Below are 12,630 nucleotides of genomic sequence, written 5' to 3' on the forward strand. Positions count from 1 at the left end.
TTGATCATTTGTTTCATATTTCGACATAATGTGGCCAACAAAGACCGGTAGCACCAACAAATTCAAGCCGCCGCGAAACGAGATAAATACAGGCCGCGCATGCTGGAATTCGAAAACGTCAGCAAGTCTTTCTGGACCGGAAGTCGCCGCAAAGTGATTCTGGATCAGGTGTCGTTTCGCGTCGAACTGGGCACTTCGCTAGGAGTTCTGGCCCCCAATGGCACAGGCAAGACCACGCTGATCAACATGATGGCCGGGCTGGAAAAACCGGACGAAGGGGTGATCCGCCGAGATTGCCGCGTGTCCTTTCCCATGGGGTTTACCGGTGGCGTGGCCAAGCGTCTATCCGCGCTGGAAAACGCGCGTTACATCGCCAAGATCTATGGTATGGACCCGGATTATGTCGAAGCCTATTGCAGTTGGCTGTGCAATCTGGGCGAATATTTCAATCAGCCGCTCGGGACCTATTCGTCAGGTATGCGCGGACGGTTTACCTTTGCCCTGATGCTGGCGCTGGATTTCGATATGTATCTGATTGATGAAGGTATGCCCTCATCGACCGATGTGGAATTCAATAAAAAGGCCGGTGCAATCCTGCAGGAAAGATTGCGCACCACAACGCTGGTCATCGTATCCCACAACCCGAAAGTGCTGGAAAAATTCGCGCGGCAGGCGGCGGTTCTGCTGGACGGGCATCTTTACATGTTTGAAACCTTGGAAGAGGCAAAACAGCTATATGACTACCAAACCCAAGGCTAGAAAATACAACCTCGGTGATGAGCCGCCAAGCGAAGGCACCGCCAAGGCCCGCTCCGAAGCGGTTGCGCGCATTCGGCGCGAAACTCAGGGCGTGGATGGCGGCAACAAACCGGGCGAGGAACTGGATGCGATCAAGCGCGAAGGGCTGACCGGTCGTCAATTGCGTGTGGCCCGAAGACTGGCCCAGAAAAACGGGTTGGCGGCGACCTCGGACTATGATGCCGTCCGACTGCTGCGAAAAAAGGGAATCGATCCGTTTCAGCGCTCGAACCTTCTGGAACTGGCGGCGAATGACACGCCCGAACAGGGCGAAGCCGCCCAGGCCAGGGACAGCGTCAGGACCCAATTGCCACTGCCCGCTGCGGATGTCTCGAAAAACCTGCCCGGCCCCGAGCTTAGCCCGGCACAGCGGCGCGAGTATGAGATCGGTCAGATTCAGAAAGACATCGCCAAACGTCGCCGCCGCAAGGTTCTGGCCTTGTTTGCCCGGCTTGCGGTCTTTGTAATCCTGCCGACGCTTGTTGTTGGTTACTATTTCTACCGCGTGGCAACGCCGATGTATGCCAGCGACTCCGCCTTCTCGATTCTGCAGGCGGATGGTGGCGGGGCCTCGTTCGGCGGACTGCTGGCAGGCACGCAATTTGCCACGGCGCAGGATTCGGTCGCCACGCAGGAGTTTCTGGAATCCAAGGACGCGCTGGAGCGACTGGAGCGGGACACTGGCTTTGCCGAGATTTTCAAGCAGGATTGGATCGACCCGATTCAGCGGCTATCCCCCGATGCCAGCCTGGAAGAGACCCACAAGCTGTACAAACGCATGGTTACCATCGGATACGATCCAAGCGACGGGATCATCCGTATGGAGGTTGCGGCCCCCAGCCCCGAGATTGCGGTCGATTTTTCCAACAGGCTGATCTCGTACGCCGAAGAAACCATCAATGGTCTGACCGAATTGAAACGTGAAGATCAGATGCGGGACGCTCTGCAAAGCTTTGAGGCGGCGCAGGAGGAACGGCGCAAAGCCCAGGAGGCGTTGATTGAGCTACAGATGCAGGGCGCCGTTCTGGACCCGCAAAGCGTCATTGCCAGCCTGCGGGCGCGAATCGATCAATACGAAGTGGAGTTGCAAGACAAAGAACTGCAACTCGCAGCGCTTCTCGACAACCTGCGCCCGAACGAGGCCAAAGTCGAAGGTGTCCGCGCGGATATCCAACGGTTGGAAGTTGTCCTCGCCGAACTGAACTCTGAGATGTTGGATGCCTCGGCTGGCGAAAATTCGCTGGCCCGTCTGAGCGTGCGCATCCAGATGGCCCAGGCTGATCTGGCGGCCCGGGACATGATGCTGCAAACCGCAATGCAGCAAATGGAAACCACCCGGACCGAGGCCAACCGCAAAGTGCGCTATCTGACAGTATCGGTGAATCCTGTGCCCAGCGAAGATGCCAGTTATCCGCGCAAGTTCGAAAATACGATTTTGGCATTCCTGTTGTTTGCTGGTATCTACCTGTTGATCTCGCTTACCGCGTCGGTCCTTCGTGAACAGGTATCTTCGTAAGACATATGAAACATGTAAAAATCGCCGACCTGACCGTCGGCAACGACCTTCCGCTGACCATCGTTGCCGGTCCCTGCCAACTGGAAACCGCCGATCATGCGCAGATGATCGCAGGCAAGATGAAAGAGGCCTGCGATGCCGCAGGCGCGCAATACGTTTTCAAAGCGTCATATGACAAGGCGAACCGGACTTCGTTGTCGGGCAAGCGGGGCATGGGAATCGATGCCGGGCTAAAGGTCCTGGACGACATTCGCAAAACAATGGGCATTCCGGTGCTGACCGATGTCCATACCGAGGCCCAATGCGCCATCGCCGCCGAGGCAGCTGACGTTCTCCAAATTCCGGCATTTCTGTGCCGCCAGACGGATATGCTGCTGGCTGCAGGCAATTCGGGCGCTGTTGTCAACGTCAAGAAAGGGCAGTTTCTGGCCCCGTGGGAGATGCCCAACATCGTCACCAAGATCGAAAGCACGGGAAACCACAACATCCTGCTGACCGAGCGCGGCACCTCGTTTGGCTACAACACGCTGGTGGCCGATATGCGTTCGCTGCCGCAAATGGCCAAAACCGGCTATCCGGTGGTAATGGACGCCACCCATTCCGTGCAGCAACCCGGAGGTCAGGGTGGCTCGTCCGGCGGTCAGCGTGAATTTGCTCCGGTGATGGCCCGCGCTGCGGTGTCGCTGGGCGTTGGGGCGCTGTTTATTGAAACCCACCAGGACCCGGACAATGCGCCGTCTGATGGGCCGAATATGATCCCAATCGATGATATGCCCCATCTTATTGACACATTGATGCGTTTTGATGCGCTGGCCAAAGAGAATCCGATTCAAATTTAACGATTGAGATTTGTAATGATGAAACCCCTTCCCGAGGTGACCCCGAACACCTGGAGCTTTCTGCGCGACCCGATGATCAAGCCCACCGGGTTTCGTGAATATGACGCGCGTTGGAAATATCCTGACGAAATCAACCTGCCCGGCATGACCGCCCTTGGTCTGGGGCTGGGCACCCAGATGCACAAGCGCGGTATCGCCCCTGTGATCGCCGTGGGCAACGATTATCGCGACTATTCCCTGTCGATCAAGAATGCACTGATTGTCGGCCTGATGCAGGCAGGTATTCAGGTCAAGGATATTGGCCCCGCGCTCAGCCCGATGGCCTATTTCGCGCAGTTCCATCTGGATGTGCCAGCGGTGGCAATGGTGACCGCCAGCCATAACCCCAACGGCTGGACCGGCGTCAAAATGGGCTTTGACCGCCCTCTGACTCATGGTCCTGACGAGATGTCCGAGCTGCGCGATATTGTGCTGAACGGCGAAGGCGTCGCCCGCACGGGTGGATCGTATGAGTTCGTCGATGGCGTAAAAGAGGCCTATATCGACGATCTGGTCGGCGATTTCAGAATGTCGCGCCCGCTCAAGGTCGTCTGCGCCACCGGCAACGGCACAGCATCCGCCTTCGCGCCCGAGATTTTCGAGCGCATGGGCGTCGAAGTTGTACCCAGCCATACTGAACTGGATTACACTTTTCCGCATTACAACCCGAACCCCGAAGCAATGGAAATGCTGCACGACATGGCCAATTCGGTCAAATCCAGCGGTGCCGATCTGGCGCTTGGGTTTGACGGCGATGGTGACCGCTGCGGCGTGGTGGATGACGAAGGCGAAGAGATTTTTGCGGACAAGGTTGGCGTCATCATGGCCCGTGATCTGGCCAAGCTGTATCCCGGCTCGACCTTTGTGGCCGACGTGAAATCCACTGGCCTGTTCGCCAGCGACCCGGATCTGCAAGCCAATGAGGTAAAGGCAGACTACTGGAAAACCGGTCACAGCCACATGAAGCGCCGGGTCAAGGAAATCGGCGCGCTGGCGGGATTTGAAAAATCCGGGCACTACTTCCTGGCCGAACCCATCGGGCGAGGCTACGACTGCGGTATGCGGGTCGCAGTTGAGATCTGCAAGCTAATGGATCGCAACCCGGATCAAAGTATGTCTGATCTTCGCAAGGCGCTGCCAAAAACCTGGTCGACACCGACGATGTCGCCCTATGCGTCTGATACCGAGAAATACGACATTCTCAGCCGTCTGGTGGACAAGCTGGTCGCCAAGGCCGATGCAGGTGAAACATTCGCGGGTCGCGCGATCAAAGAGGTCGTCACCGTCAACGGTGCGCGCGTCATCCTGGACAATGGAAGCTGGGGTTTGGTGCGGGCGTCCTCGAACACCCCGAATCTTGTGGTTGTATGCGAAAGCAGCGAAAGCGAGGGGGAAATGCGGGCGATCTTTGCCGATATCGACGCGGTGATCCGCACTGAACCCGGTGTCGGTGATTACGACCAGACCATCTGATCTTGCTTGCAGGGGCTGCACCCTAGTGCAGCCCCACTGACGATCTCAATCCGCGCCCAAAAGCTTCAACAGGCTTTTCTTGGCCTCTTTCTCCAGCTTTTTCTTAAGTGCCTTTTCGGCGTCTTCGGTGCTTTCCACAGTGGTATCAAGTTCTTTCCCGACCTTCCTGAGCACCTTGTCCTTCGCGTCATCTTCAATCTCTTTCAGCTTGCCCTCGGCGGCAGCCTCGATGACCTTTGACAAATCCGGTTTGATCGACGGATTGCTCCACGGTCCTTTGATCTCAACCGGTACGGCGATGCCTTCGCCCGAGTTTGCGCGCAGGGCGACGGGCGTAAACAGATAATCAATATCGCGCGCGCCCAATCCCACGCGCCCCTTGCCGTCGGCGTGGAAGTTGTCCAGCTGCATCAACAAATCCCGGTTTCTCAGGTTCCCGTCCTTGATGGTAAAACTGGCCGTCAGGCTGTTGAACACTGTGGTTCCCCCGGACAAAGCCCCGCGTCCCATCAACCGATCAAGATCAAAGCCAGAGATCACTCCCTTTCCAACGTTGACGTTTCCTTTTCCGCTGAGCGACCGCATGATTTGATCCTCGGACTGGCCAACCCCCAGAAATTCGAGTGCTCCGGACCCGGTTCCCGACAGCCTTTCGACACCGGCCAAATTCGTCAGTGCCTGTTGAATATTGATGTCATCTATTGCCAGCTTGCCGCCAACAGACAGGCCGTTACGGTTATTCGCGACCACCTGCCCGTTCAACTGGCCCGAGAACAGGGTTGCTGGATGCATTTTCAGAACCGCGCGTGAACGGTCCAGTTCCAGCGTCAGATCGCTTGGGCCAAGGGTCAGTCCCGGCACCGCAATCGAGTTAGCTTGCAACCGGACCGTGCCGTTGGCCAGTGAAAGCGCCGAAGCGTCGATGGGGGCCTTGGACCATCCATCGCTCTTTGACGAAGAATTGCGACTACCCTCGCCGTCGCCTCCGCTGCCGGACCCTGCGGCGCGCGACAGATCAAGATCACCCGCATTCACACGGGCGGTGATCCGGGGCACGCTGGCGATCTGAACATCCGCCTCACCCGTCAGGCGATTGTCGTCCAATTGAACTGTCATGTCCCGCAGCGAGATCAGGCCATCCCGGGTGTAAGTCATGGCCCCGGTCACCTCGGCGGTGCGGCCCAACCCATCCGGGACCGATATGTCGCCCTGACCGAAAGCTATCAGCATCTTGTGTGTGTCTTTCGTGGACACCGTCATCTGCCCGTCCATCTCACCGATCAGGTTGACGCGGCCAGAAAACCGGACCGACCCACCTGGAGCCGTCAGGGTTGCCTCAAGCGGGGTGACCACGCCCGAGGCAAAAGCGGGAAGGTCGGGGATTGTCATATCCACATCCACCGCGCCACCGGACACCGGCATGTGGGCCTGCATCTCCATAGGGGCCGACACATCGGGCCAGCGCGCCGACAGGTCGACATTTGCGAAATCCATACTGGTTGCCCCGTCCTCAACGTAGATCAGGCGCGCGCGTGTCAGCTCAAGCTGATCCAAAGTGACGGTGGCGCTTTCCGTCTGAGACGACGCCGTCCCACCCGCCGCAGGTGCGGATGCAGACGAACCGGCGGCCGGGGTCATCTCCCAGTTTCCGCGGCCATCTGTCAGCTCCAGGCGCAGCACCGGGTCTTCGGCCACGATACGTTTGATTTTCAGATCACCCTGCATCAAGGCAGCGGCATCCACCCCAACGGCCAGGCTTTGGGCGCTCAGCATCGGCTCGGGTCCGGCCCAGGGCGCGTTGCCAAAGGTGACTGGGCCGGTTTCCATACCCAAGACGGGCCAGAAAGACAGGTTGACGTCGCCGGACAAGGTCAGCTCACGACCGGTTTGCGCCTTCACCTGCTCGGCAAGAATCGCGCCCAGCTTGTCGCCCGGCATCAACAGCAGCGCACCGATCACCAGACCAATGACCGCCACCACAACGAACAGGATACGTATCAACCACTTCATATTATGCCTGCGCCTTTCCGGCTTGAATACTCTGATGCAAGTCAGCCCTGAGCGCACGGCATTTGCAAGGGAAAGCTTTCCCCTCTATATGCCGCGCCATGAGTACAAACCCGCCCAACCTTCGCCCCGACCTGGCCCCAGCGGCCCGGATTTCCGATACGCCCCGGCGCGGCCAGCCGACGCTGGGCATGGTGTCTTTGGGCTGCCCCAAAGCTCTGGTCGACAGTGAGCGGATCTTGACCCGCTTGCGTGCAGAAGGATACGGGATTTCGCCCGATTATGCAGGGGCCGATGCCGTGATCGTGAATACCTGCGGGTTTCTGGACAGCGCCAAGGCCGAGTCGCTTGAAGCCATCGGCGAAGCTCTGGTTGAGAACGGCAAGGTCATCGTGACCGGGTGTCTGGGGGCTGAACCCGACTATATCCGAGAGCATCATCCGCGCATTTTGGCGGTCACCGGCCCGCATCAATATGAACAGGTTCTGGACGCGGTGCATGCCGCCGTGCCACCCGATCCAAACCCGTTTGTTGATCTTCTACCCGCATCCGGTGTGAAGCTGACGCCACGTCATTACAGCTATCTGAAAATCTCTGAAGGCTGTAACCACAAGTGCAAGTTCTGCATCATCCCCGACATGCGCGGCAAACTGGCCAGCCGTCCGGCCCATGCCATCCTGCGTGAAGCTGAGAAGCTGGTCTTCAACGGCGTCCGCGAGCTGCTGGTGATCTCGCAAGACACCTCGGCCTATGGGTTGGACCGCAAATATGATGTGAACCCGTGGAAAGATCGCGAAGTGCGCAGCCATATCACCGACCTGGCGCGCGAGTTGGGGCAAATGGATGCCTGGGTCCGCCTGCACTACGTCTACCCCTACCCGCATGTGCGCGAGCTGATCCCCCTGATGGCCGATGCAGGCTGCAATGTTCTGCCCTATCTGGACATTCCCTTCCAGCACGCCCACACGGACGTTCTGAAACGCATGGCCCGCCCGGCCGCGGCAGCGCGGACACTGGACGAGATTGCCGCCTGGCGGGCAATCTGCCCGGATATCACGCTACGATCCACCTTCATCGTTGGTTATCCCGGAGAAACCGAGACCGAGTTCCAGACCCTGCTCGACTGGATGGATGAGGCACAGTTGGATCGGGTCGGGTGCTTTCAATACGAAGACGTCAAAGGGGCGCGGTCAAATGACTTGCCCGACCATGTACCCGCCGAAGTCAAACAGGAGCGCTGGGAACGGTTCATGGAGAAAGCGCAGACGATCTCAGAGACAAAGCTGGCCGCCAAGGTCGGTCAGGCGCTGGATGTTATCGTGGACAGTGTCGACGACGAAGCCGCAACCTGCCGTACCAAGGCCGACGCACCCGAGATAGACGGCAACCTGTTCATCGACGAAGGGTTCGAAACCCTGAAACCCGGCGATATCGTCACGGTCGAGGTGGATGAGGCAAGCGATTATGATCTGTGGGGCACAATTGATCAGAAGTAGCCGAACAGACCGCAGCTTTCAGCTTTGACCCTATAAACGGGCGCTGAAAGGGCTTTTTACTTTAAGCACTCGAAGGGTGATCTCTGGTCGCCGCCTCATAGATTCTCAAATCCTGTTCGCAGACTTGATCCAACAAGCTTTTTACGTGTTGAGGTTGGTCATCGTATTTGGGATAACCCGCTTTTGGTGATTTTCGAAGATACTCGACTTCGACCGATAGACCCGTCTTTTCGGAAACCTTTTGAGCAAACTCCGACATGTTCGCTGTGTCCCCTATGACGTCAAAGCTCCGCAAATGTTCAATGGCTTTGGCAGTCCTCTTTCGTGCAATATCCTGAGAGGTATCGCTGCTCTCGAGCACAATCTGAGTGCTTCCGGTGAAAAAGCTTGCGTAACTTCCCCCGCTTCCTGCGCCCGCCATGCTCTCAAGCCATTCCTCTATGCTTACGTCTATCCCGAAATGTTCGCGGTTTTTCTCTTTGTACCGATTGTAGTAGTACGCCGACAGTAACCGATCGATTGGATGGCGGATAAGCGTTAGAAAAACATCGTTGTCCTGTTTTGCCCGCACGGCGGCTTCGGAAAACGGGAAGTGGCCCGTATAAAGCGGGTACCTGTTTTGCATGAATGAGTAAAAAAACACATGCTCACGGTGCAGCATCATAGTTTGCTGCATGATGTCAGAGGCGGCCTTGCTGGCCTTTGTGTCCAAATGGAACTCTGCCTTATGTCGGCGTGCCCCCGCCTTGATATAGGCTTTTCTAAGTGCCGCCCTAACGCTGGAACCCCCACACTTAGGAATATGAAAAAACACGGTGCGCTTCAAAGCCGCTTTTTTCTTGGTGCCAAAAGACCAGCTCCCGGTGTTTTTCGGGGAAAGTTTTGAGAACACGATCTTGTCCACTTCCTGATTGATCAAACCCAACCAGTGCCAAACCGTTTTTGCGTATCGTGTACGTTTAACACGCTTACTGCTCTGCGCTGGAAATCGAGTGTTGCGTGCCCATTATATTGCCGTCTCGATCAAAACAACCACCCAAGCCACACCTGCCGCAATGGCGGTCAGGGCAACTGCCGCACTCGCGGCGTCTTTGGCCTGCCCGGCCAACTCACTACGTTCCGTCGACGTGTGATCCACGGCCCGCTCAATGGCCGTGTTGAACAGCTCTGCAACCAGAACCAGGATTCCCAGGACCAGAATCAAGACACGCAAAACCGGCTCGATTGGTAACAGAATCACCAGTATCGCCGAGATCAGATTGGCCCAGGCCCAGACGCGAAAGGAGTATTCCTGCCTCCATGTGGCCATCAGGCCTTGCCAGCTCCAGCGGGTGCGATCTTTCAGTCGGGAAAAGAAATTACGCATGTGGTCTCCTGTCTCGGGCGGTTGAGAAAGGCACGTTCCCGACCTGGTGCCGAAACGCAAGAAAAAACCGCCCAAAAGGCGGTCTTCCCTGTCGAAGGCAGGTCAGCCCCGCAAAGGGACCGACCTTGAGAATTGTTATTGCGTGACCGGATTACACACGGTCTGGCCGGCCTCGGTCGTTGCCAGTTCATAGCCCGCCGCGCAGCTTGGCGTGCCGAATTTGTCATAGTCCGGCTGAATGAATACCGGGGTAGGCTCTTCCTGCTGCGAGCAGGCGGTCAATACAACGGCGGTGGCGCAGATAGCAGCGAATTTCAGCTTCATGTCCTTCAGTCCTTTATTACTTTTCTGATATTGCCCAGTTTTTCGGGGCCAGTCTCAGGATAAGACCAAGATTGCGGTCTGGCAACCAAGTTGATCACAAATCTGTGAGCAAAGGCAAAGCGCTGCCGGTTGGACTATCCTGTTGCGCGTCCTTTCCTTTCAGCGGCAAAACTCTAATTTGCCAGCTAAGACCAGCCACAGACGGAGAAGCCAGATGTCAGACGCGCCGATTATCGCCCAGAAAACCCCGTATCCGGTCGAAGTCACCGAGGGCAAAAGCTATTTCTGGTGCGCCTGCGGAAAATCCCAACGTCAGCCGTTCTGCGATGGTTCTCATAAAGGAACCGGGTTCGAGCCTGTGAAATACACCGCCGAGACCGACAAGAAGGTGTTCTTTTGTGGATGCAAACACAGCGCGACCCCGCCGCTGTGTGATGGGTCACACGCGAAACTGTAGTACAATCACATCAATGCGTTCAGGGTTTCGGCATTGGCGCAAAATACCGGAGCTTCTTGCGGCTTGACCTGCTGCGTTGCCAGCCAGGCCTGACATTTGTCGCAGCAATCCGCTGCGCGACAATGCGTGACCATATGGGCATAATCCTCGGCGGATAGCTTACCTTCGGCCATGGCTTCGGTCAGGGAAACGCCTAGACACCGGGCCACCGACCGCGTTAACCAGAAGTGCTTTTCAATCTCTCCCAAAACATCTTTTGGCATCAGTTCACCTTTGTGCGTTTTGTCTTGAGCTTTGCAAACCGGGCACGGTTGCAACAGAGCTTTGGCGCGGCCTCGGCAACGTCGTTTTCGTCCAGCCAGTCCGGGCAGGAACTGGCCCACTCGCATCCGCGGCAATACTGGATCATTTCGGCCCATTCCTCTTGGCTCAGCTGACCGGAACGATGTGCATCGACGATATCCGCCCCGGTCGCCCGGCCCATGCGCAAAACCAGCCGCAGATGTGTCATGATCTGTCCAAGTTGCTGCATGGTGCCAGTACTCCTACGGTGCAAGCCGTTTCAACAAGTCCTGATTCCGACAGTATTCCGGGGTGTGTTCGACCCTTTCGTTCTGTGCCAGAAAGTTTTCGCAATGGCCGGGATTCGGGCAGTCAACGCAACGCAGAACCGCATCCGAGATTTCGTCAAACCGCAAAGAGCCCGTTATTGCAGCCTCCTGCAGGTCTACACCCAGCGTCTCGGCCATCCGATCCATAAGAGCCGTATGGCGGCGCAGTGTTTCACGATCTGTCATCAGGCATCCTCTCCCATTGGCGCTTGGGATGGACGCTAGCGTATTTCAGGATTCAAGCCCTTGATGCAGGTCAATCCGCCCCGGACAGGTGATCCAGGTAGGCGCGAGTGGCGTCCTGAACCCGTCGGAACCGGTCTCCACCCAACTTCTTGCCGCCATACCATCGCGTCACGATGACCACATGATCTGACAGACCCGCGCGTTCCATCATTCGCAGAATGACCATGGCCGCCCCGGATTCGCCGTCATCCGCCTTGAGAGCGCCTATTGGCAGGATGGCCGCCCAGGTGTTGTGTGTCGCCTTGGCATAAGCTTTTTCGGATTTCAGCGCGTCAAGCACCACATCAATATCATCGCGGCTGCGCACCGGAGCCCCCGAAACAGCATATTTTGAGCCCCGATCGCTCAGCACCACGCCCAAACGGGTGAGCAGTGTCATCGGGTCAGTCCCAGCCGGGAAGCGGTTTGCAAGACAATCTCGACCCGCTGCGCATTAGGCGGGTGAGAGGCCAGGAAACGATCCCCCGGATCCGGGATACGCTGAAAGAACTCCAGCCCGATCAATGGGCTATATCCGGCCGCATTTGTGATGATTGTTCCCAGCTCATCCGCTTCCAGCTCGAACTGTTTGGAATAGGTTTGCACGCCGACCTCGGCCCCAAGAGCTTGTGCGCGTTCGATCCCTGCGGAATCCTCCCCCTGCTCGCGGGCCAGCTCGCCAAAGATGCGCGCGCTTTCGCTGGCATTGTTCGCCTGACGTGCGATATGCCCCAGAATGTGATGCGCAGCCTCATGGCTCATGACAAAGGCAAGCTCATCCGCATTTTGCGCCGTTTGGATCATCGGTTGCGTGAAGATGATCAAGGGTCGCCCGTTCTTGTCCAGGGTCTGAAACGCATTCGCGGGCGCGCGTGGGTTCAGATCCACGAGAATGACAAAGTCGCAATTGGACGTTTTGCTCCGGCGGCGGCATTCCGCGCTGGCGGCAGGTCCGACGGCGCGGCTGACGTCTTCGAAGGTTTTTGCGGTGGGTTGCAATCCGGTTGAACCCGGCTCCCATTTGGCGGCCGGAACGGCAATTACCGAGGCGGAGTCACATGCCGCCAGAAGCAAAACCAGAAACAGGGCAAGACCACGCATTCCAATTCCTTTCCGCAAGTCCGGCAGCACATCAACATAACCCGGCAAATTCACCGCGACCACAGCCGAATGCACGTTCCATGGGTTGCAATACCCTCTGCAGCCGGTCACTCTGATCACATGTTTTCGATTGAGCACGAATTTGACTCGACGGTCATCACATTGGTGGATGAGGGCCAGAAACCCCTGCAAGAAGATATTGTGATCAATAGCTTCGCCGAATGTGTCACGATTGAGCAATGGGACCCGCGCACCGACACGATGCAGAAGATCACCCTCTCACCCGAGCAGGTGCGCGATCTGGCGGCCGCACTGGATTTGCCCGAGGGTGTTTATCAAATTCGCGAGACTGACCCGGACGGCTCCTGACGCCCCCCT

The 12,630-nt window shown here is 57.3% G+C and carries 16 protein-coding genes; 7 read left to right on the forward strand and 9 right to left on the reverse strand.

The annotated features are described in order from the left end of the window. Window positions 1-99 precede the first annotated feature (99 nt). The 4 genes from ACRZ9X_RS18160 to ACRZ9X_RS18175 are packed head-to-tail and all read left to right on the forward strand — an operon-like array spanning window position 100 to window position 4,665. Window positions 100-759 (forward strand): ABC transporter ATP-binding protein, encoded by a 660-nt coding sequence (locus ACRZ9X_RS18160; RefSeq protein WP_480521430.1) that lies wholly within the window; start codon window positions 100-102, stop codon window positions 757-759. Further along, on the forward strand, window positions 737-2,314 hold the full coding sequence (locus tag ACRZ9X_RS18165) for a KpsE/RkpR family capsule polysaccharide export protein (protein WP_480521432.1): 1,578 nt from the start codon (window positions 737-739) through the stop codon (window positions 2,312-2,314). The genes ACRZ9X_RS18160 and ACRZ9X_RS18165 overlap by 23 nt, the downstream gene beginning before the upstream one ends. A gap of 5 nt (window positions 2,315-2,319) precedes the next feature. After that, window positions 2,320-3,153 (forward strand): 3-deoxy-8-phosphooctulonate synthase, encoded by an 834-nt coding sequence (gene kdsA, locus ACRZ9X_RS18170; RefSeq protein ID WP_480521434.1) that lies wholly within the window; start codon window positions 2,320-2,322, stop codon window positions 3,151-3,153. 15 nt (window positions 3,154-3,168) lie between these two features. Next, a complete protein-coding gene (locus ACRZ9X_RS18175; protein ID WP_480521436.1) occupies window positions 3,169-4,665 on the forward strand; it encodes a phosphomannomutase/phosphoglucomutase in 1,497 nt (498 codons plus the stop codon). A gap of 45 nt (window positions 4,666-4,710) precedes the next feature. On the opposite strand, the gene ACRZ9X_RS18180 is transcribed toward ACRZ9X_RS18175, so the two are convergent. Beyond that, on the reverse strand, window positions 4,711-6,675 hold the full coding sequence (locus tag ACRZ9X_RS18180; RefSeq protein WP_480521438.1) for an AsmA family protein: 1,965 nt from the start codon (window positions 6,673-6,675) through the stop codon (window positions 4,711-4,713). A gap of 98 nt (window positions 6,676-6,773) precedes the next feature. On the opposite strand from ACRZ9X_RS18180, the gene rimO reads away from it, so the two are divergent. Then, on the forward strand, window positions 6,774-8,168 hold the full coding sequence (rimO, locus tag ACRZ9X_RS18185) for a 30S ribosomal protein S12 methylthiotransferase RimO (protein ID WP_480521440.1): 1,395 nt from the start codon (window positions 6,774-6,776) through the stop codon (window positions 8,166-8,168). 61 nt (window positions 8,169-8,229) lie between these two features. Here rimO and ACRZ9X_RS18190 read toward each other — a convergent pair whose 3' ends face one another. From ACRZ9X_RS18190 to ACRZ9X_RS18200, 3 genes are all read right to left on the reverse strand, one after another. Beyond that, on the reverse strand, window positions 8,230-9,093 hold the full coding sequence (locus tag ACRZ9X_RS18190) for a sulfotransferase family 2 domain-containing protein (RefSeq protein WP_480521442.1): 864 nt from the start codon (window positions 9,091-9,093) through the stop codon (window positions 8,230-8,232). Between the two features lie 81 nt (window positions 9,094-9,174). After that, window positions 9,175-9,534 (reverse strand): diacylglycerol kinase, encoded by a 360-nt coding sequence (locus ACRZ9X_RS18195; protein ID WP_480521444.1) that lies wholly within the window; start codon window positions 9,532-9,534, stop codon window positions 9,175-9,177. Between the two features lie 135 nt (window positions 9,535-9,669). Further along, window positions 9,670-9,858, reverse strand: coding sequence for a hypothetical protein (locus ACRZ9X_RS18200; RefSeq protein ID WP_480521446.1), 189 nt, complete (start codon window positions 9,856-9,858; stop codon window positions 9,670-9,672). 214 nt (window positions 9,859-10,072) lie between these two features. Between ACRZ9X_RS18200 and ACRZ9X_RS18205 the strand changes: the two genes are divergently transcribed. Beyond that, window positions 10,073-10,315, forward strand: a complete 243-nt coding sequence (locus tag ACRZ9X_RS18205; RefSeq protein ID WP_480521448.1) for a CDGSH iron-sulfur domain-containing protein — start codon at window positions 10,073-10,075, stop codon at window positions 10,313-10,315. 5 nt (window positions 10,316-10,320) lie between these two features. Here the strand turns inward: ACRZ9X_RS18205 and ACRZ9X_RS18210 are convergent, their stop codons facing one another. The 5 genes from ACRZ9X_RS18210 to ACRZ9X_RS18230 form a co-directional block, all read right to left on the reverse strand. Then, the gene (locus ACRZ9X_RS18210) at window positions 10,321-10,578 is read right to left on the reverse strand and encodes a DUF6455 family protein (protein ID WP_480521450.1); all 258 of its coding nucleotides are present in this window, start codon (window positions 10,576-10,578) and stop codon (window positions 10,321-10,323) included. Further along, window positions 10,578-10,847, reverse strand: a complete 270-nt coding sequence (locus tag ACRZ9X_RS18215) for a DUF6455 family protein (protein ID WP_480521452.1) — start codon at window positions 10,845-10,847, stop codon at window positions 10,578-10,580. Before ACRZ9X_RS18215 ends, ACRZ9X_RS18210 begins: the two co-directional genes overlap by 1 nt. Before the next feature lie 13 nt (window positions 10,848-10,860). Further along, window positions 10,861-11,112 (reverse strand): DUF6455 family protein, encoded by a 252-nt coding sequence (locus ACRZ9X_RS18220; protein ID WP_480521454.1) that lies wholly within the window; start codon window positions 11,110-11,112, stop codon window positions 10,861-10,863. A gap of 70 nt (window positions 11,113-11,182) precedes the next feature. Further along, window positions 11,183-11,551 (reverse strand): YigZ family protein, encoded by a 369-nt coding sequence (locus ACRZ9X_RS18225; RefSeq protein ID WP_480521456.1) that lies wholly within the window; start codon window positions 11,549-11,551, stop codon window positions 11,183-11,185. Next, window positions 11,548-12,252, reverse strand: a complete 705-nt coding sequence (locus ACRZ9X_RS18230; protein ID WP_480521458.1) for a M48 family metallopeptidase — start codon at window positions 12,250-12,252, stop codon at window positions 11,548-11,550. The genes ACRZ9X_RS18225 and ACRZ9X_RS18230 overlap by 4 nt, the downstream gene beginning before the upstream one ends. 120 nt (window positions 12,253-12,372) lie before the next feature. On the opposite strand from ACRZ9X_RS18230, the gene ACRZ9X_RS18235 reads away from it, so the two are divergent. Continuing rightward, a complete protein-coding gene (locus ACRZ9X_RS18235) occupies window positions 12,373-12,621 on the forward strand; it encodes a hypothetical protein (RefSeq protein ID WP_480521460.1) in 249 nt (82 codons plus the stop codon). Window positions 12,622-12,630: the final 9 nt, after the last annotated feature.

The organism is Ruegeria sp. AL1, assembly GCF_056540905.1.